Source organism: Variovorax fucosicus, assembly GCF_030316825.1.
In the GTDB taxonomy this organism is placed as follows: Bacteria; Pseudomonadota; Gammaproteobacteria; order Burkholderiales; family Burkholderiaceae_C; genus Variovorax; species Variovorax fucosicus.
Genome location: NZ_JASZYU010000003.1, coordinates 577,622 through 596,401, shown reverse-complemented (window position 1 = coordinate 596,401; position 18,780 = coordinate 577,622). Strand labels below are relative to the sequence as shown.

Sequence of the window (18,780 nt, the reverse complement as noted above, 5' to 3'; positions counted from 1 at the left end):
TGGATGGAGTCGATGATGAGCATGGATGCGCAAGTGCCGACGGCCAACGTTGCGAAGAGCAGCGACTGGTTTTGCCTGGATTCGACTTTTCGCCCCCGAGCCGAGGAGATCGAGGACGACGAGGAGCAGGCGCAATACCACCTCGCCCGGTTGAGCATCGACGACCTGAGCGTGCTGGCTCTGGCCTGGCGCATCAGGGCGCAGCGGGGCGACAAGACCACGGTCGCCATCGCCACGGCCCTGACCCTGGTCGCACGCAGGCGCCGTGCCGCTGCAGTCGCCCGGCTCCGTATTCTGGCCGCGTATCGCGCATGGCCGCCGTTGCGCAAGCTGGCCGAATGGGCGTTCGCGCCGCGATAGGGCTTCAGAGATAGTCCTCGTCCACGACCAGCGACAGCACCGACCAGCGCAGCCGTTGCGCCCAGTTCGAATCGGGCTCCCGGTTCAGGGTCCATTGGCGGCCGTCGCGCGCATACGTCCACTGCAACGGGCCGCCGCCGGGTGCGCGGTCGACGCTGAAACTGTTCGGCATGCGCTCCCTGCGGATCAGGTCGGCCAGTTCGCCCGCCAGCGCCGGACTATCGACCACCAGGCCGAGTTCGGTGTTGCAGTGCGCCGAGCGGCGATCCATGTTCATCGAGCCGACATAGAACCAGCGCCGGTCCACCACCGCCAGCTTGGCGTGAAGGCGGCCGAGCGAGCCGTGCCCCGAACCGGTTTCCGCTGAACGCGATTCGCTCGCCGGCATCAGCTCGTAGAGCGAGACGCCCAGGTTCAGCAGCGCCGAACGGTGACGCATGTAGCCGTGATGAACCAGTGGCTCGTCGGTCGTCGCCAGCGAGTTCGTCATCACCGAGACCTGGGCGCCGCCCGAACTTGCGTGGCGGAACGCATCGATCATGCGGGCCATCGGCACGAAGTAGGGCGACACGACCAGCACCTCGGAGCGTGCCGTCCGGAGCAGCTCGAGGTTCGCGTTCATCACTGCGCCCTCGGAGCGCCCCGCGGCCGCCTCAGGCCATTCAGCGGGGTCGGCAACCACGCGGACGCCGGCCGGTTGCAGTTCAACATGTCCCTGCGCGAGCTGGCTGCCGATGCCGCTGCGGCCCAGGGAATCGCGCGCACCTTCGGGCAGCACAAAGCGGGCCAGGCCGCTCATGAGCGCGCCGAAGCGCGCGCGCGCGACAGCGGGGTCGGCGCGCGCACCGGCGATGGATTCGACCGGGTAGGCGTTCGGCCCGTTCCAGAAGGCATCGAAGGCGGCGGACAGTTCCCGAACTGCAGCGCCCGCGACCAGCACGTCCATGTCGATGAAGTGGGATGGCTCGCTGCGGCCGAAGTACGCGTCGGCGATGTTGCGTCCGCCGCAGATCGCGAAGCTGTTGTCTGCGACGAAGAGCTTGTTGTGCATGCGCCGGTTCACCCGCTCCAGCTGGTGCAGCGAAAGCAGCACCCGGGCGAATGGGCCGCCGGTGCGAACCGGCAATGGATTGAACAGGCGCAGCTCCACATTGCGGTGTGCGGCCAGGCCGTCCAGCAGTCCGTCGTCGCCACCGGCGTAGAGGTCATCGACCAGCAGGCGCACGCGCACGCCGCGCGCCGCTGCGTCGTGCAGCTCGCGCAGGAACTGCCGGCCCGACAGATCGTTGGCGATCACGTAGTACTGCGCGTCGATGGAGATCTCGGCGCTGCGCGCCAGTGCGATCCGGGCATCGAAGGCCTGGTCGCCGGCCGGCAGCAGGCGCAGGGCGGACGACTGCCCGGCCGCCAGCGAGGCGGTGGCGACGCGCGCGAGCGTGCTCTGCTCGACATCGGTTCGGGCCTGCGATGCCGTGCGCAGCACGTCATGCGGCAGCACCGCGCATCCGGCCAGCAACGAGGCCAGCAGCGCGGCAAGCGCCAGGATCGCGCCGCAGCACTGGCGCGCGGCGCGGCGGCATGCCATGCAAAAGGGGGAGAGAGGCTTGGTCGTCATGGCGCTGTCCTTGCATCGAATGGCCTGCGTGAGCCGATGCCAGCAAGTCTTCCGCGTTGCCCGCGGCGCAACCATTGCGCGCCACGGCTAGGCGGCGCCGGGCAGCGCAGCGGCCGGTCGGACTAGGCCTTCGGCGTAGGTCTGCGCCATCGCTTGTTCAACGGCTTTGCGCTAACCTGCCGTCGAAGGCAAGGGGGTTCGCGCTGCGATGTCTGGAGGACCCTATGAAGGTTCTGCTGGTCGATGACCATGAGATCGTCTGGAACGGCACCCGCCTCCTGCTGGAGCGGATGGCCGCCGAGATCGAGCCCGGTCGGCCCTTCGTGTTCGACGCCGTGCGCGACGTCGAGGCCGCGTGCAAGCTCGCGGCAACCGACCTCGATCTGGTTCTGCTCGACTACCACCTGCCGCAGCTCTCGGGCGTTGCCGCACTGCGCGCGATCAAGGCGCAGTACGAGGCCACGCCGGTGTGCATGCAATCGGCCGAAAGCTCCCCGCAGCGCGTGCGCGAAGTGATCGAGGCCGGCGCCGCCGGCTTCGTCCCCAAGTCGTACCGCCTCGAGGACATGGAGGCCGCGCTGCGCGTGGTGCTGCGCCATCGCGTCTACCTGCCGGCGGAGTTCGTGCTGGCCGACGACGTGACGCGGGCCCGCGACCAGGATGAGCTGCCGCGCGAAGACCTCGCCCGCTTCCTGCGGGTCGAGCTTTCGCCACGCCAGCGCGAGGTGCTGGCGCTGGCGATCCGCGGGACGCCGGTCAAGCTGATCGCAAGGCAGCTGTCGATCGCGGAAGGCACGGTCAAGGTGCACCTGTCGATGGTCTATCGCGCGCTGGGCGCGCGCAACCGCACCGATGCCCTGTGCCGCGTGTTCGACGCGCAGGCCGCCTGGGCGCTCGAGCCGGCATGAACGCCCCGGCCGCACCGCTGGCAGAGGCGTCCGCCGAGCTGGACGAGCGTCGCCTCCAGGTGGTGGCGGAGCAGGCCGTGGGCTTGCGCTGGCAGATCCTGCTGACCGCGACCGTCGTCGCCGCCATTGCCTGGCAGGCCGTGCCCGCGCCGTTGGTGGCCGGCTGGTTCGTGGCGGTGATCGCGAGCCGGGAGTGGCGCGCCGCTGCGCTGGCGCGCATGGCGCGAGACCGTGCACAGCCGATCGCCCGGCGCCTGCGCGCCACCGTGCGCTGGAACGTGCTGATCGGTGCCTGCAACGGGTCGGCGGCATTCTTCATGGCCTGGCTCGATCCGACGCTCGACGCCGTGCTCACCATGATTCTGGTTTCCTGGGGCGCGGGTGCCGTCTCCACCAGCGCGACCGTGTTGCCCGCTTTCCTCGCCTATGCGGGCCTGCTCTTCGTGCCCACCGCTGCGATGTGGATGCTGGCCGGCAGCTGGCTCGGCTGGGGCGTCGGGGCGCTGGTGCTGATGTTCTTCGGCGTGCAGATCCGGTTCGCGAAGCGCAACCTGCAGACCTTCGACGAGTCGTTCGGCATCCGGCTCGAGAACCAGGCGCTGGCCACCACGCTGGAGTTCGAACGGGCCCAACTGGCCATCGCGCGCGATGCCGCGGTGCAGGCCAACAACGACAAGAGCCGCTTCCTGGCCACCGCCAGCCACGACCTGCGGCAGCCGCTGCAAGCGATGGCGCTCAACGTCGGTGCGCTGCGCCATGTGCCCATGGCGCCGGACGCGCAGGCGATCGTCGAGGTCGTGGACATCAGCCTGGAGCAACTGCGCAGCATGCTCGACGCGCTGCTCGATGTGTCCAAGCTCGACGCCGGCGTGGTCGTGCCCCAGCCGAAACGGGTGCGGCTCGATCGGCTCGTTGCCGCCGTGACGGGCGGCTTCGGCGCCACCGCGGCGGCACGCCGGATCGAGGTGCAGACGGCATGCCCGGTGGGCCTGGCCGTGTACACCGACCCCGACCTGTTGCGGCGGATGCTTGCCAACCTGGTCGACAACGCGATCAAGTTCACGCCCGAAGGCGGCAAGGTCGAGGTGCGGGTCGACGAGCGCGATGCCGAGGTCGGTGTCACGGTGCGCGACAGCGGTCCGGGCATCGCGCCCGAACACCACCGGCTCGTGTTCGAAGACCTGGTTCAGTTGCAGGGCCGCAGCGCTGTGCCGGCGGCGGGGCACGGGCTGGGCCTCGGCATCGTGCGCCGCATGGCGGAACTGCTGAAAGTGTCGGTCGCGCTCGAATCAAGCCCGGGCATGGGCGCCAGCTTTCGCCTCGGCTTGCCGCGCGCCTCGGGCGCCGACGCGGAGGGCGAAGACGCGCGCCTGCCGTGGAACCTGGCCGGACGTTGCGTGCTGGTGCTCGAAGACGACCCGATGGTGCGCGGCGCCTACCTCAATGCGCTCGGCGCGATGGGGTGCCGCGTACTGTCGGCCGCCACGATCGCGGAGGCGCTGCGCCACCTCGGCGAAAGCAGGCCCGATGTCGCGGTGGTCGACCACCGGCTGGGCGAAGGGCACTCGGGCTTCGAGGCGGTCGAGTCGCTGCGCGGCGCGCAGTCCGGGCTGCCGGTGGTCATCGTCACGGCCGACACCGATCAGGCCCTGATCGAGACGGCCCGGCAGCAGGCGCTGCCGCTGTTGCGCAAGCCCGTCGACGACAACGCCCTGGGCCGTGCGCTCGTTGCGGAGATCGATCGGGGCCTGAGGGTGGCTGGCCACCCGGTCGGGAGCTGCACATGAAGAACGGCAACGGCCGCGCCGATGGCGGGCATCGGTGGATTTCGGAGGCGGCCGAAGTGCTCGTCCAGGAAGTCGAGGTGGCACCGCCCGGTGCGCTGCATTGCGAGGTGCTGGTGATCGGAAGCGGTTACGGCGGCGCGGTCGCGGCGGCGCGGCTGGCGGGTGCACGGCCTTGCAGCTCCCCGGCCGACGAAACCCCGAAGCCACCGGTCCGGGTCTATGTGCTGGAGCGCGGCAATGAATACCTGCCGGGCGAGTTTCCGGCCACCTTCGGCGAACTGCCGGGGCACGTGCGCTTCAGTCGCGGGGACGGACAACCGGCGCGCGGCAATGCGTCGGGATTGTTCGACATCCGGCTTGGCGGCAAGGTCAACGCACTGCTCGGCAGCGGGCTGGGCGGCGGCTCGCTGATCAATGCAGCGGTGATGGAGCGTGCGACCCAGGACGCATTCGCCGGGTCGGCATGGCCCGCCGGCATCGACCGGCAGTCGCTCGCGCCGCACTATGCCCGGGCCGAAGCCATGCTGGGCATCGAGCAGATTCCCGACAGCGTTTCCAAACTGGATTCGCTGCTCGCGGCTGGCCGGCAGATGCGCGCCAGAACCCGGCGCAAGGCATGGGTGGCCATTGCCTTCAAGGAGCACACGCGTACTTCCGCCAACGTGGCGATGCATCCCTGCCTGCAATGCGGCGACTGCGTGAGCGGCTGCAACCACCGGGCCAAGAAGTCGCTCGACACCAACTACCTGGCGCTGGCCCGGGCCCGCGGTGCGCGCCTGTTCTGTGGCGCCACCGTGCACCGGATCCTGCCGCTGCCCGAGGAGGACGGCTACGCGGTCGAGTTTTTCTTCACCGACCGGCGCAAGGCGCGCACCGACAACGCCAGACCCTACGTGCTGCGCGCGCAGCGGGTGATCCTGGCTGCGGGGACGCTGGGCTCCACCGAGATCCTGCTGCGCTCGAAGAGGCAGGGCGGCTTGCCCGTCGCCGACAAGGCACTCGGTGCCGGTTTCTCGACCAACGGCGACATGATCGCCGTGGCCTGCGACCAGAAGCAGGAGGCACTGTCTAGCGCGCTGGAGGGCGATGCGCCCGCGGAACGCCATATCGGGCCGACCATCACCGGCCTGTTGCGGACGGCCCCGAAAAAAGGGGAGCGTCCGCTGGTCATCGAAGAGTTCGCGATCCCGGCGCCGTTGCGGCGCCTGCTCGCCGAAGTGGTGGCAACGACCGACGCCCTGCAGGGCCTGGCGCGCATGGATCTCGACCTCCACGCGCCGGACGAGCAGAAGCCCGACCCGCTCGGCGTGGACGACGAGGTTCTGCGCCGCACGCCGGTCTACGGAATGATGGGTGACGACGGGGCCGGTGGCGCGATCCGCTTCACCGGGGACGACATGCCGTTGGCCGATGCGCAGGTTCGCATCGAGTGGGACGAAGTCGCGGAGCACCCGGTGTTCCAGGCGCAGATGACTGCCCTGCACGCCGCGCACGACGCCTTTCACGGGCTGGGTGGACGCGTGCTGCCGAATCCGTTGTGGAGCCCGCTGCCGCCGTTCCAGGTGCTGGGCGATCCGCCGCCGGCGCTGGGCGCGGTGACGACGGTTCACCCGCTGGGTGGCTGCCGCATGTCGGATCACCGAGAAACCGGCGTGGTGGATGGCTGGGGCCGTGTCTACAGCAGCGCGGGCGCCACGCAGGTGCCGCTGTGCGGGCTGGCCGTGCTCGATGGCTCGATCGTGCCCGTTTCGCTCGGCATCAACCCTTCGCTGACGATCGCGGCGCTGGCCGAACGCGCGATCCCGATGCTGGCCGAAGACTGGGATCTGGAACTGCTCGAGGCGACGCAGCCGGCCGCGTCGGAGCGCCCCTTGCGGCGCGACCTGACCCGTCCGCGCGCGCCGGCAAAGACGGTCGTCTCGATGCAGGAGCGTATGACGGGACGCGTCCGCATCGCCGGCAGCGACTTCGATCTCTCTGCCGAGGTGCTCTTCGAACCGGCCGAGATCCAGTCGCTTCGCACCCTGCCGAGGGCACTGAAGCAGACCGCGGTCGTGCGCCTCGGCCGGGGTGACGATGCTCCCGAGGCGCATTGCGAAGGCGTGGCCTCGATCCTGGTGCGCGAGAAGTCCGATGGCGTCGTGCGCATCCTGCGCACGCATCAACTCGCGCGCAGCAAGCTGGGCAAGCTGATCGGTACCGGCGACCTTTCGAGCGAGAGTACAAGCGACCTGCTCGCGCTGTGCTCGCATCTGGGCGCGGTCCGCCTGATCCAGTACGACTGGACGGTGCTGGCGGCCCCGAGCGGCGCGCCGCTCCGCCCGGGCGATCGCCTGCGCCTGACCAAGCGCATCGAATTTGTCGAAGGCGGCAACCCATGGCGGCAGTTGAGCGAGGGCGAGCTCGAGCTGATGCGACCCGCCGGCCCGGAGCAGCTCGGCCGGCTGGTGCTCGATCCCTCCTATTTCGTCGAGAAGCTGCAACCGCTGCTGCGCATCGAGCAGCAGGAGGATCAACCGAACCAGCTCGGTGACCTGATCGAACTCGCGCTGTGGGTGCTGCGCGTCGTGCTGCAGATCCACTTGCTCGACTTCCTGCCGCCGCCCGACCAGAACAAGCGCGTTGAACAGCGGCTGCCGGGAGCGGTCGGCGCGGTTGAGCCGGTCCGGTTCCCGGTCGAGCCGGCAGCGGCCGCAGCCGCAGCCGCAGTTGCGGACGCCCGTCCGCCGGTGCAGCGGCTGTTGTCGCGCTACCGGCCGCCGCTGCGGCGCACCGGCACCCGGCCCATGCTGCTGATCCACGGCTACGGCGCGAGCGGTTCGACCTTCGCGCACGAGAGCATTCCGGGCAACCTGGTGGCGGCGCTGCTCGATGCGGGGCGCGACGTGTGGGTGCTCGACCTGCGAACCAGCATCGGATTCACCGGCCCGCGGCGCTACTGGTCGTTCGACGAGGTCGCGATGGCCGACATTCCCGATGCCATCGAGACTCTGCGCCGGGCCTATGCGGATTCCGGCGACGGCAAGGTCGACGTGGTGGCCCATTGCATCGGGGCGGCCATGTTCAGCGTGGCCGTGCTGCGTTCGCCGGATCTGCACGAACGCATCGGTGCGGTCGTGCTCTCGCAGGTCGGGCCGCTGGTTCGCGCGACGGGTTTCAACCGCTTCCGCGGTTTCGTCGCCAGCTACCTGCAGCAGTACATCGGCGTCGAGCAGTTCGACACGCGGCCGGCCGGACTCAGCCCGTCGATGAGTTTCCTCGTCGACGGGTTGCTCGCGACCTTTCCCTATCCCGACGGCGACGGCGAGGCCGGACGCCTCAAGAGCGTGCCCGGCTTCGCCGTCGTGCGGCACCGCGCCGATGCCATCTTCGGCCAGACCATGCGGTTGCGGAACGTCGGCGACGCAACGCTGCAGGCGCTCGACGCAATCTATGGCTTCGTGATGGTGCGGGGTCTGGCGCAGGTGGCCCACTACGCGCGCGAGCAGGTTCTGACCGATGCCGGTGGGCAGAACCAGGCCGTCGCCTTCGAGCGCCTCGCCGAACGCTTCGGTTTTCCGTTGCTGCTGCTTCATGGGCGGCAGAACGCCGTGTTCGACTGGCGCGGTTCGTACGACAGCTTCTGGCTGCTCAAGCGCGTGTTCGGCAAGGACGGCGGCCTGCCCCAGAAGCCGCCCGAGCCGCCCGAGGGCGATCTCGCGCTGGGGCAGGGCACACCGCGCCGGTTGCTGGTGCTCGGCGAGTACGGTCACCAGGACACGCTGATCGGCGAGAAGGCCTGCGAAGACGTGTTCCCGCGCATCGTCGGCTTCCTGGACGACTTCCGCACGTTGCCGGGATCCGGCAGCCCGAACCCGCCCGACTGGGTTGCGCGCTTGCCCGCGACCGGCCCCTGGCTCGGCCATGTGGCCCGGCACGCCGACCAGCCGGGCAAGCTGCACTGCCGGCTGGCGCTGCGTCCGCCACCGGCCCATGCCACCGCCCGCTGCGTGGTGTTCGTGCCGGCACGGCGCGAAGGGGAGCGGTGGAACTTCGATACCGCGTCGATGGTGGCGATGGAGGCCACGCGCGAGACGCTGCTGCACGAAGCACTGCATGTCGAGCTGTTCGACGCGCGCCTGGGCGACTACCAGGGCTTTGCCGTGCTCACCGCGCACGACGACCTGCCGGTGGACCGCACCGCGGTCGACATCCTGGGTGCCAGGCTGGCCGGCACGCTGTTCGCGCAGCCGGATCGCGCGCCGATCGACGAGATCCGCGAGCAGGTCGAGCGCAGGCTCGCCAGCGCGAGCGTGCAGCAGCTTGCGTCTGCGGTGATCCGCCTCGATGCCGCATGGACCGGTGCGGCACAGCCGGCCGAAAGCCCCGCGCAGGCATCGCTGTGCTTCGCGCTGGCGAGTTGCCAGTACGTGCCCGGGCTGGTCGACCGGCTGCCCGCGCAGGCCTCCATGGCACGGCTGGCCAGGCGGCTGGAGGCTTCGTCCGCGACGGCCAAGCCGCAACTGCTCCTGCTCGTGGGGGATCAGGTGTACGTGGATCAGTCCGCGGGACTGTTCGTGCCTGCGGGCGGCGACGACGTCGGCCAGGCGTATGCACTGAACTTCGGGTTGCAGGCGCTGCGCGAGGTGGCGGCGTCGATGCCTTGCTACCCGCTGCTCGACGACCACGAGGTGATGGACGATTGGGAGCCGGGGGACGACCCGTACGGCGAGCCGGGAACCGCCGCCGCGCTTGGCGCCTATGCCGCGCAGCAGCACAAGCTGGTGCACGGTGCGAGGCCGGACTCGACCGACCAGCGCCCGTTCGACTACCGGATCGCGCCCGCCGGTTTTCCGTTCTCCATGCTCGACACGCGCAGCCTGCGCGAGCGCCGCGCGCTGCGCAACACCGGCAGCGCAAAGCCGCTGCATCGGGCGGCCATCCGCACTCCCTCCAGCATGGACGACCTCCGGACGTGGCTGGAGGCATCACCTGCAGACTTGCCCAAGTTCGTGGTCTCGCCAGTGGCGCTGTTCCCGCTGCCGCGGGCGGCAGCATTCGGCGACCCCGCCGAGCGGCTCGGGCTGGACGACTGGAGCGGCTACCCCGCGTCGCAGCAGGCCCTGCTGGAGCTGCTGCGCGACAGCAGCGCGCGCAACGTCGTGATCCTTTCGGGCGACCGGCACATGTCGAGCGTTTCGAGCCTGTGGCTCGAAGGCGCGTCCGGTCCGGTGGAGGTGATCTCGATCGTGTCTTCCGGCCTGTATGCACCCTGGCCCTTCGTCAATGCGCGGCCCGACGAGTTCTGGCTCGACGGGCTGCTCGAGGTGCGCTTCCCGACCGCCACGCTGCGGGCCACGATGGTGACGGCAGCAGTCGGCGCGCGGGATGGCTATGCGGTTGTGCTGGTCGACCGTGACCGCGGCGCGCACTGGCAGATCAGCGTCACGCTCGACCTCGAGGGCGGCACGACCCGCTGCACGCGCAGTCTCGACCCGGCCGGCGATCGAAGCTGGAAGGTCGAAGGGCCTGCCCGCTTTGCGCGCGCGCCATCGGCGCGGCCGTGACGCGCCACCCTCGCGGGCGCAAGGCGCTGCCGGCCGTCGTCTAGCGTCAAGCTGCCCGCGCGGCTTCCTCGCGCGAACGTCGCGCCTCGTAGGTCTGGAGGTGCGCATACGCGATCCGCAGCACCGACCGGTCCGGCTGCTGACCCTGCGCGCCCCGGCTCAGCAGGTCGCCGAGGATGTGGTCGGCTTCGGTCGGCGCGCCGCGCTCGATGTCCTTGAACATCGAGGCCGTGAGGGGCGAGGCCGGCGCGCTCACCATCGCGCGGCCGCGCTCGAGCGACGCTGCGCTCGGCGCAAAGCCGTTGTGCGCGGCGATGGCAGCACATTCGTCCAGCAGCGCCAGCGCCAGGTCCTTGCCGCCCGCGCTCACGATGTCGCCGACGCACGAGCGCATCAGGGTCGTGATGCCTGCGAGCGAGGCGATGAACATCCATTTTTCCCACATCGCCTGCAAAATGCTGTCGCTCGCGGTGCTGCTGAAATTGGCGGTCGCGAACGCCGCGGCGATCGCGTCGACACGGGCCGAGCGGCCGCCGTCGAGTTCGCCGAAGTTCAGCGCGTGCATGTCGTTCAGGTGCAGGACGGTGCCGGCGTCGTCGAGCACCGCCGAGATCAGGCAAAGCCCGCCCAGCACTTTCGCGCGGCCGAAACGTTCGGCCAGCGCGTCGAGGTGCTGCATGCCGTTGAGCAGGGGGATGATCACGGTGTCAGGCCCGACCGCGGCGGCGAAGGAGTCCATGGTCTGCGCGAGGTCGTAGGCCTTGCAGCCGACGATGACGACATCGAAAGGGGCCTCGATGTCGTCGGACAGCACATGGGGTGGCGCGGGGATGTGGGCATTGCCCGCGGGGCTCTTGATGACGAGCCCGCTTGCGGCCAGTTGGGCGGCGCGGCGGGGGCGCAGCAGAAAGCACACGTCCTGCCCGGCCTGCAGCAAGCGGCCGCCGAAGTAACCACCGAGCGCGCCCGCGCCCACGACCAGAAATCTCATCTTCACTGCTCCTGCGGGCGTTGCGCTGCCCGTTCAGTGCCGTTGTAGTCGATCGGCGCGAACGGCGCAGAAACACCAACGCAAAAGCCCGCATGCGCGGGCTTTTGCGGGAGCGGGCGGGCGACGCTCAGGCGGCGAGGGCGGCCACGTCCTGGTTGGCGGCCTTGTCGACTGCCCCACCGATGTCGCCGCGCGCAGCGGCCAGCGCCGCGGCCTTGGGCGCGTCGCCCATGGCCAAGCCTTCGGCGCGAACGAAGCGCACGTCGGTGATGCCGAAGAAGCCGAAGACCACCTGGAGGTAGCTCTCCTGGTGTTCCATCGCACGGCCGCCTTCGCTGGTCGAGTAGGCGCCGCCGCGGGTCGACACCACGATCACGGTCTTGCCGCCGGCCAGGCCGACCGGGCCCTTGTCGGTGTACTTGAAGGTGCGGCCGATCTGGGCCAGGCGGTCGATCCAGGCCTTGAGCTGGCTTGGCACGCTGAAGTTGTAGAGCGGGGCGCCGACCACGATCACGTCGGCCGCGAGGAACTGGGTCACCAGCTTTTCCGACACGCTGTTTTCAAGGCGCTGCGCTTCGGTCGGCTCGGCTTGCACCCCGACCTTGATGGCGAGCGCATCGGCGCTGAAATGGTTGGGGGTGTCGACCGCGAGGTCGAGATAGTCGACCGTGGTGTCGGGATGGCTCTTGCGCCATTCGGCGACCACTTCGGCCGTCAGCAGGCGGGAAACCGAGTTGGTGCCCAGGACACTGGAATCGACGTGCAGCAGTTTCATGATCTTTCGCTCTCTTTCGATGAAGGTGCCGGCAAAGGCGTCGGCTTGGGGTCAATTCTATTTTTGTGGCGATTGATCGATAAGTAGGCAAAAATAGGCCATGTCGTTCCACTGATAGGACAATAAGCCGTGCAAGATCTCAACGACATGGTTCTTTTTGCCGAAGTCGCCGAGCACGGCGGCTTTGCCGCGGCAGGCCGCGCACTCGGCGTGCCGAAATCGCGCCTCTCGCGCCGCGTGGCCGATCTGGAGGTCCGGCTGGGGGTGCAGCTGCTGCAGCGCAGCACCCGCAGTCTCTCGCTGACGCCGGCCGGCACCATCTATTTGCGCCATTGCGCCGCCATGCGCGACGCCGCGCAGGCAGCGGCCGAGGCGGTGGCCCAGATCCAGACGGAGCCGCGCGGCACCGTGCGCATCAGCTGCCCGGTAACGCTGGCGCACAGCAGCGTGGGGCCGCTGTTGCCGACCTTCCTGAAGCGTTTTCCGCTGGTGCGCATCGATATGTGGGTGCTGAACCGGCCGGTCGATCCGATCGAGGAGGGCGTCGACATCGCGCTGCGGGTGCGGGCCGTCATCGAGGACAGCGCCACGTTGGCAGCACGGCGCTTCGGCGAAAGCCGCACCCTGCTGGTTGCAAGCCCCGAGTTGCTGCGGCGCCACCCGGCGCCCCGGACGGTGGACGATCTGACCCAGCTCGACACGCTCGCGATGGGCAGCAGCGACGGCACGACCAGCTGGCAGCTGTTCGGCCCCGATGGCGCCGCGCACCGGCACGACCATGCGCCGCGCTACGTGGCAGACGACCTGCTGAGCCTGCGCTTCGCCGTGCTGCAAGGCATCGGCGCCTCGATACTGCCCGACTACATGTGCCGCAACGACCTGAAGGCGGGCCGTCTGGTGGAAGTGCTGCCCGGCTGGCGGCCGGCCGCGTCCATCACGCACGCGATGTACCCCCCGCGCCGCGCGCTGGTGCCCGCGGTGCGCCAATTGATCGAGTTTCTGGCCGAAAACCTCAATGCCGACGAGCCGCATGACTTCGTCATCTGAAGCCTGCTTATTCGATAAACACCATATTCAAACAATTAGATATTCGTTTGAGTTCCAAGCGCTTGTTCTGACAATGGCCAGCCGTACTGTTATCAGGATCGACCATGGCCACCCTCCGACTCGGCGACACCGCCCCGAATTTCACGCAAGACTCCAGCGACGGCCCGATTGACTTCTACCAGTGGGCCGGTGACTCGTGGGTGGTGCTGTTCTCGCACCCGGCTGATTTCACGCCGGTGTGCACCACCGAACTGGGCAAGACGGCCGCGCTCTCGACCGAGTTCGCCAAGCGCGGCGTGAAGCCGATCGCCGTGAGCGTCGACCCGGTGGACAAGCACCGCGAGTGGATCAGCGACATCAACGAGACGCAGAACACCACGGTCAACTTTCCGATCCTGGCCGACGCCGACCGCACGGTGGCGAACCTCTACGACATGATTCACCCGAACGCATCGGCCACCGCCACGGTGCGCAGCGTTTTCATCATCGATTCGAAGCACGTGATCCGCACCACGCTGACCTACCCGGCCAGCACCGGCCGCAATTTCGACGAGATCCTGCGCGTGATCGATTCGCTGCAGCTCACCGACAGCCACAAGGTCGCGACGCCGGCCAACTGGAAGGACGGCGACGAGGTCGTCATCATTCCCTCGCTGCAGGATCCGGCCGAACTCGCACAGCGCTTCCCCAAGGGCTTCAATGCCGTGCGGCCGTACCTGCGCTTGACGCCGCAGCCGAACAAGTGAGCAGCAGGCTGGTCATCGTTCCGGGCTGGCGCGACTCGGGCCCGGGCCATTGGCAGAGTCTCTGGGCCGAGCAGTTGGCAGGTGCCGAGCGGGTGGTGCAGGACGACTGGGTCACGCCATCGCGCGAGGCCTGGGTCGGCAACCTCGAGAAGCTCATTCTTTCGCGACCGGAGCCGGTGGTGATTGCGGCGCACAGCCTGGGCTGTATCGCGACCGCACACCTGGGCCACGCGGCCGTGGCGCGCATCGCCGGTGCCCTGCTGGTGGCGCCGGCAGATCCCGAGCGGCGTGCGGTGCTGTCGGATTTCGCGCCGGTGCCGTTCGCGAAGCTGCCGTACCGCAGCGTCGTGGTGGCGAGCAGCAACGACCCCTTTTGCCCGGTGCGGCTGGCAGGCGCCTATGCCCGTGCCTGGGGCAGCGAATTCGTCCGCATGCAGAATGCGGGCCACATCAACATCGACTCCGGACACGGCGACTGGCCCTTGGGCCTGGCGCTGCTGCAGTCGCTGACCGACACGCCGGCGCAGCGGCCGGCACGTCGGGATTCCATCGAACCTTTGGCCACCCTATGACTTCCAGAACAAAGATCCTTCTCGCCGGCCTTGCCTTGTTCGCCGGCTCCGCCGCCTTCGCGCAGAGCAGCACGCTGCTGAACGTGTCGTACGACGTGGCACGCGAGTTCTACAAGGACTACAACACCGCGTTCGTCGCGCACTACAAGAAGACCACGGGCAAGGACGTCAAGATCGACCAGTCGCACGCGGGCTCCAGCGCCCAGGCGCGCGCCGTCGCCGACGGCCTCGATGCCGACGTGGTGACGATGAACACCACCACCGACGTGGAGTTCCTGGCCGAGAAGGGCGTGGTCGCCAAGGACTGGGCCAAGCGCTTCCCCGACAACGCGGCGCCGACCACCTCGACCATGCTGATGCTGGTGCGCAACGGCAACCCGAAGGGCATCAAGGATTGGGACGACCTGATCAAGCCCGGTGTGCAGGTGGTGATCGTCAACCCCAAGACCGGCGGCAACGGCCGCTACGCCTACTTGGCCGCCTGGGGCTACGTGAAGAAGAAGGGCGGCACCGACGCGCAGGCGGCCGAGTTCGTCGGCAAGCTGTTCAAGAACGTGCCGATCCTGGCGCGCGGCGGGCGCGACGCGACCACCGCATTCCTGCAACGCAACATCGGCGACGCGCTGATCACCTTCGAATCGGAAGTCGTGTCGATCGACCGTGAGTTCGGCGCCGGCAAGGTCGATGCGGTCTACCCGTCGATCAGCGTGCTGGCCGAGAACCCGGTGGCCGTGGTCGAACGCACCACCGCCAAGAAAGGCACCGGCGAGCTGGCCAAGGCCTATCTCGACTGGCTCTATTCCGAAGAGGCGCAGGAACTCGCCGCCAAGCATGCGCTGCGCCCGCGCTCGCAGGCCGTGCTCAAGAAGTACGCCGCCACCTTCAAGCCGGTGCAGCTGTTCACCGTGGCGGAACTGTTCGGCAGCCTCAGCGAAGCGCAAAAGATCCACTTCAACGACGGTGGCCAGTTCGACAAACTCTATACGCCCGGCGCCAAGTAAAAAATCATGAGTGGAGTCGTCTCTTCGGCGCTGCCGTCCGTGGCAGCGCCGCTTTCGCATGGCGGCGCCGCGCGGGCGTCGCGCCGCGTTCTGCCCGGTTTCAATCTGACCCTGGGCTACACGGTGCTGTACCTGAGCCTGATCGTGCTGATCCCGCTGTCGGCGCTGGTGTTCAAGACCTTCACGCTCACCTGGGAGCAGTTCTGGACGGCCGTGAGCGCGCCCCGCGTGGTGCACTCCTACAAGCTGACCTTCGGCGCCTCGCTGATCGCGGCGCTGGTGAACCTGGTGTTCGGCCTGCTCGTGGCCTGGGTGCTGGTGCGCTACAAGTTCCCGGGCAAGCGCATCGTCGACGCGCTGGTCGACCTGCCGTTCGCGTTGCCGACCGCGGTTGCCGGCATCTCGCTGACTGCGCTACTGGCCGGCAACGGCTGGATCGGGCAGTATCTCGAGCCGCACGGCATCAAGCTCGCCTTCACGCCGGCCGGCATCGTGATCGCGCTGATCTTCATCGGCCTGCCGTTCGTGGTGCGCACGGTGCAGCCGGTGCTCGAAGACACCGAGAAGGAGCTGGAAGAGGCCGCCACCTCGCTCGGCGCCACGCGGCTGCAGACCTTCACCAAGGTGATCTTCCCGTCGATCGCGCCGGCGCTGCTGACTGGCTTTGCGATGGCCTTCGCGCGTGCCATCGGTGAATACGGCTCTGTGATCTTCATCGCCGGCAACATGCCGATGGTGTCCGAGATCACGCCGCTGATCATCATCGGCAAGCTCGAGCAGTACGACTACGCGGGCGCCACGGCGGTCGCGCTGGTGATGCTGTTCTTCTCGTTCGTGCTGCTGCTCGTGATCAACGGATTGCAGGCCTGGCAGCGCCGACGTTCGGGAGGTGTGTGATGAGTGCGCCTTCCAAAGTCATTCGCCGTGCCACTTCCGGCACCACCGAATCCGCCTGGGTGCGCTGGACGCTGATCACCGTCGCGCTGCTGTTCATGCTGCTGTTCCTGGTGCTCCCGCTCGCGGCCGTGGCGGCCGAAGCCCTGCGCAAGGGCCTGGGTGCCTACATCGAGGCGCTGCAGGAGCCCGATGCCTGGAGCGCGATCGAACTCACGCTGATCACGGCCGCCATCGCGGTGCCGCTGAACCTGGTGTTCGGCGTGGCCGCCGCCTGGGCGATTGCCAAGTACGAGTTCCGCGGCAAGGCCTTCCTGACCACGCTGGTCGACCTGCCGTTCGCGGTGTCGCCGGTGGTGGCGGGCCTGATCTATGTGCTGGTCTTCGGCGCGCAGGGCTGGCTCGGGCCCTGGCTCTCGGAGCACAACATCAAGATCATCTTCGCGGTGCCCGGCATCGTGCTGGCCACCGTGTTCGTGACCTTCCCGTTCATCGCGCGCGAACTGATCCCGCTGATGCAGGCCCAGGGCAGCGACGAGGAGCAGGCCGCGATCGTGCTCGGCGCGACCGGCTGGCAAACCTTCTGGCGCGTGACGCTGCCCAACATCAAGTGGGGCCTGCTGTATGGCGTGATCCTTTGCAATGCGCGCGCCATGGGCGAGTTCGGTGCGGTGTCGGTGGTGTCGGGCCACATCCGCGGCCAGACCAACACCATTCCGCTGCATGTGGAAGTGCTCTACAACGAGTACCAGTCGGTGGCGGCCTTCGCCTGTGCGTCGCTGCTGGCGATCCTGGCGCTGGTCACGCTGGTAATCAAGTCGGTGATCGAGTGGCGCCACGAGCGCGAAATGAAGGCGATTGCCGAATTGCCGCCCGAACGGCCCCCGGCGGCCTGAAAGAGAGAACAAGATGAGCATCGAAATCCGCAACGTCAGCAAACGCTTCGGCGACTTCCGCGCGCTGAACAACGTCAACCTCGACATCGCCTCGGGCGAACTGGTCGCACTGCTCGGCCCCTCGGGCTGCGGCAAGACCACGCTGCTGCGCATCATCGCGGGGCTGGAGACGGCCGACGCCGGCAACATCCTGTTCTCGGGCGAAGACACCACCGACGTGCATGTGCGTGAGCGCCAGGTCGGCTTCGTGTTCCAGCACTACGCGCTGTTCCGCCACATGACGGTGTTCGAGAACGTGGCCTTCGGCCTGCGCGTCAAGCCGCGTCGGGAGCGTCCGGGCGAGGCGCAGATCAAGAAGAAGGTGCTGGACCTGCTGAAGCTGGTGCAGCTCGACTGGCTGGCCGATCGCTACCCCTCGCAACTCTCGGGCGGGCAGCGCCAGCGCATCGCTCTGGCGCGCGCGCTCGCGGTCGAGCCCAAGGTGCTGCTGCTCGACGAGCCCTTCGGCGCGCTGGATGCGAAGGTGCGCAAGGAACTGCGCCGCTGGCTGCGCCGCCTGCACGACGAGCTGCACGTCACCTCGATCTTCGTCACGCACGACCAGGAAGAAGCGCTCGAGGTGGCCGATCGCGTGGTCGTCATCAACAAGGGCCAGATCGAGCAGGTCGGCTCGCCGCAGGAGGTGTGGGATCACCCGGCGAGCCCGTTCGTCTATGGCTTCCTGGGCGACGTGAACCTGTTCCACGGCCGCGCGCACGAGGGCGAGGTGCAGGTCGAGGGCATCCGCCTGCATGCGCCCGAGCACAACCTGGTGCAGGACAGCAAGGCGCTGGCCTATGTGCGGCCGCACGATCTCGCGATCACGCGCCATGTACCCGGCGTCACCAGCGGCATCGTGGCAACGCTCACGCGCGCCATCGTGGTCGGCCCGATCGCGCGGCTGGAACTTGAGCCGGTCGAATCGAATCCAGATAATCCGGGCTCCGGAACCATCATCGAAGCGCAACTCCCTGCGCAACAGTTCCGGGATCTGGGTTTGAACGAGGGCGACACCGTTGTCGCCACGCCGCGCAAAGCCAGAGTGTTCGTTGAAGACTGGGTTTCTCCTTGATCGATTGGTACTTTGGCGCTCCGCGCCGTGCGTTCGCGCTGATCTGCGTCGCCTGCCTGGCGATGCTCGCCTTCGGCATGTACCTGCAGCATGTGGTCGGGCTCGAGCCCTGCCCGATGTGCGTGGTGCAGCGCTATGCGCTTGTTCTGGTCGCGCTCTTCACCGGACTGGCGGGCGCTACCGGCAAAAGAGGCTGGCAGGTCCCGGCCGCACTGCTGGCACTGGTGGCGGCCGCGGGCGGTGCCTTCACTGCCGCGCGCCAGAGCTGGCTGCAGTGGAATCCGCCCGAGTTCGTGAGTTGCGGGCGCGACATCTACGGAATGATCGAAACCTTCCCGCTGCAGCGCGCGCTGCCGATGATCTTCAAGGGCAGTGGCGACTGCTCCAAGATCGACTGGACCTTTCTGGGCCTGTCGATCGCCAACTGGTCGTTCATCTCGTTTGTGGTGTTCGGCCTGCTGCTGATCGGCTTGCTGTTCAGCCGCCGCAGCGACGCGCCCAGGTCACTGAGCGCCGCCACGGGCGCCTGAG

The 18,780-nt window shown here is 68.4% G+C and carries 15 protein-coding genes; 12 read left to right on the top strand and 3 right to left on the bottom strand.

Going from position 1 to position 18,780, the window contains the following annotated elements; translation table 11 throughout:
- The first annotated feature begins 12 nt into the window (after nt 1–12).
- Nucleotides 13–360: a hypothetical protein gene (locus tag QTI05_RS20275; RefSeq protein WP_286657845.1), complete on the top strand. Its 348-nt coding sequence runs from the start codon at nt 13–15 to the stop codon at nt 358–360.
- 4 nt (nt 361–364) lie between these two features.
- Here QTI05_RS20275 and QTI05_RS20270 read toward each other — a convergent pair whose 3' ends face one another.
- Nucleotides 365–1,975, bottom strand: coding sequence for a phospholipase D-like domain-containing protein (locus QTI05_RS20270; protein WP_286620558.1), 1,611 nt, complete (start codon nt 1,973–1,975; stop codon nt 365–367).
- A 224-nt stretch (nt 1,976–2,199) separates the two neighbouring features.
- On the opposite strand from QTI05_RS20270, the gene QTI05_RS20265 reads away from it, so the two are divergent.
- Genes QTI05_RS20265 through QTI05_RS20255 form a run of 3 tightly spaced genes read left to right on the top strand, consistent with a single transcriptional unit; the run spans nt 2,200 to nt 10,216 of the window.
- Nucleotides 2,200–2,883, top strand: coding sequence for a response regulator (locus tag QTI05_RS20265; protein ID WP_286620555.1), 684 nt, complete (start codon nt 2,200–2,202; stop codon nt 2,881–2,883).
- Nucleotides 2,880–4,670, top strand: coding sequence for a hybrid sensor histidine kinase/response regulator (locus QTI05_RS20260; protein WP_286620554.1), 1,791 nt, complete (start codon nt 2,880–2,882; stop codon nt 4,668–4,670). Before QTI05_RS20265 ends, QTI05_RS20260 begins: the two co-directional genes overlap by 4 nt.
- On the top strand, nt 4,667–10,216 hold the full coding sequence (locus QTI05_RS20255) for an alpha/beta fold hydrolase (protein ID WP_286620552.1): 5,550 nt from the start codon (nt 4,667–4,669) through the stop codon (nt 10,214–10,216). The genes QTI05_RS20260 and QTI05_RS20255 overlap by 4 nt, the downstream gene beginning before the upstream one ends.
- 46 nt (nt 10,217–10,262) lie before the next feature.
- Here QTI05_RS20255 and panE read toward each other — a convergent pair whose 3' ends face one another.
- Nucleotides 10,263–11,207, bottom strand: a complete 945-nt coding sequence (gene panE, locus QTI05_RS20250) for a 2-dehydropantoate 2-reductase (RefSeq protein WP_286544615.1) — start codon at nt 11,205–11,207, stop codon at nt 10,263–10,265.
- Between the two features lie 127 nt (nt 11,208–11,334).
- On the bottom strand, nt 11,335–11,982 hold the full coding sequence (locus QTI05_RS20245) for an FMN-dependent NADH-azoreductase (protein WP_286544613.1): 648 nt from the start codon (nt 11,980–11,982) through the stop codon (nt 11,335–11,337).
- A 129-nt stretch (nt 11,983–12,111) separates the two neighbouring features.
- Here QTI05_RS20245 and QTI05_RS20240 point away from each other — a divergent pair, with 129 nt between their 5' ends.
- The 8 genes from QTI05_RS20240 to QTI05_RS20205 all read left to right on the top strand — a co-directional run bounded on the left by QTI05_RS20240 (nt 12,112) and on the right by QTI05_RS20205 (nt 18,779).
- A complete protein-coding gene (locus QTI05_RS20240) occupies nt 12,112–13,029 on the top strand; it encodes a LysR family transcriptional regulator (protein ID WP_286544611.1) in 918 nt (305 codons plus the stop codon).
- Nucleotides 13,030–13,133: 104 nt separating this feature from the next.
- On the top strand, nt 13,134–13,775 hold the full coding sequence (locus QTI05_RS20235; RefSeq protein ID WP_286620551.1) for a peroxiredoxin: 642 nt from the start codon (nt 13,134–13,136) through the stop codon (nt 13,773–13,775).
- Complete coding sequence (locus QTI05_RS20230; protein WP_286544607.1) at nt 13,772–14,347, top strand: RBBP9/YdeN family alpha/beta hydrolase; 576 nt, start codon at nt 13,772–13,774, stop codon at nt 14,345–14,347. The genes QTI05_RS20235 and QTI05_RS20230 overlap by 4 nt, the downstream gene beginning before the upstream one ends.
- Nucleotides 14,344–15,348: a sulfate ABC transporter substrate-binding protein gene (locus QTI05_RS20225; RefSeq protein ID WP_286544606.1), complete on the top strand. Its 1,005-nt coding sequence runs from the start codon at nt 14,344–14,346 to the stop codon at nt 15,346–15,348. Before QTI05_RS20230 ends, QTI05_RS20225 begins: the two co-directional genes overlap by 4 nt.
- Nucleotides 15,349–15,354: 6 nt before the next feature.
- On the top strand, nt 15,355–16,245 hold the full coding sequence (cysT, locus tag QTI05_RS20220) for a sulfate ABC transporter permease subunit CysT (RefSeq protein ID WP_286544604.1): 891 nt from the start codon (nt 15,355–15,357) through the stop codon (nt 16,243–16,245).
- Nucleotides 16,245–17,138 carry a sulfate ABC transporter permease subunit CysW gene (gene cysW, locus QTI05_RS20215; RefSeq protein ID WP_286620549.1) on the top strand — a complete coding sequence of 298 codons (894 nt, stop codon included), beginning with the start codon at nt 16,245–16,247 and terminating at the stop codon, nt 17,136–17,138. Before cysT ends, cysW begins: the two co-directional genes overlap by 1 nt.
- Before the next feature lie 13 nt (nt 17,139–17,151).
- Entirely contained in the window at nt 17,152–18,249 is a 1,098-nt protein-coding gene (locus QTI05_RS20210; protein ID WP_286544599.1) for a sulfate/molybdate ABC transporter ATP-binding protein, read from the top strand.
- Nucleotides 18,246–18,779 (top strand): disulfide bond formation protein B, encoded by a 534-nt coding sequence (locus QTI05_RS20205; protein ID WP_286620548.1) that lies wholly within the window; start codon nt 18,246–18,248, stop codon nt 18,777–18,779. The genes QTI05_RS20210 and QTI05_RS20205 overlap by 4 nt, the downstream gene beginning before the upstream one ends.
- Nucleotide 18,780 lies beyond the last annotated feature (1 nt).

Excerpts from the sequence above, each read along its gene's own strand:
- QTI05_RS20260 (WP_286620554.1), top strand. The coding sequence starts at position 2,880 with ATGAACGCCCCGGCCGCACCGCTGGCAGAGGCGTCCGCCGAGCTGGAC.
- QTI05_RS20265 (WP_286620555.1), top strand. The coding sequence starts at position 2,200 with ATGAAGGTTCTGCTGGTCGATGACCATGAGATCGTCTGGAACGGCACC.
- QTI05_RS20210 (WP_286544599.1), top strand. The coding sequence starts at position 17,152 with ATGAGCATCGAAATCCGCAACGTCAGCAAACGCTTCGGCGACTTCCGC.
- QTI05_RS20270 (WP_286620558.1), bottom strand. The coding sequence starts at position 1,975 with ATGACGACCAAGCCTCTCTCCCCCTTTTGCATGGCATGCCGCCGCGCC.
- cysT (WP_286544604.1), top strand. The coding sequence starts at position 15,355 with ATGAGTGGAGTCGTCTCTTCGGCGCTGCCGTCCGTGGCAGCGCCGCTT.
- QTI05_RS20245 (WP_286544613.1), bottom strand. The coding sequence starts at position 11,982 with ATGAAACTGCTGCACGTCGATTCCAGTGTCCTGGGCACCAACTCGGTT.
- QTI05_RS20275 (WP_286657845.1), top strand. The coding sequence starts at position 13 with ATGATGAGCATGGATGCGCAAGTGCCGACGGCCAACGTTGCGAAGAGC.
- panE (WP_286544615.1), bottom strand. The coding sequence starts at position 11,207 with ATGAGATTTCTGGTCGTGGGCGCGGGCGCGCTCGGTGGTTACTTCGGC.
- cysW (WP_286620549.1), top strand. The coding sequence starts at position 16,245 with ATGAGTGCGCCTTCCAAAGTCATTCGCCGTGCCACTTCCGGCACCACC.
- QTI05_RS20225 (WP_286544606.1), top strand. The coding sequence starts at position 14,344 with ATGACTTCCAGAACAAAGATCCTTCTCGCCGGCCTTGCCTTGTTCGCC.
- QTI05_RS20255 (WP_286620552.1), top strand. The coding sequence starts at position 4,667 with ATGAAGAACGGCAACGGCCGCGCCGATGGCGGGCATCGGTGGATTTCG.
- QTI05_RS20235 (WP_286620551.1), top strand. The coding sequence starts at position 13,134 with ATGGCCACCCTCCGACTCGGCGACACCGCCCCGAATTTCACGCAAGAC.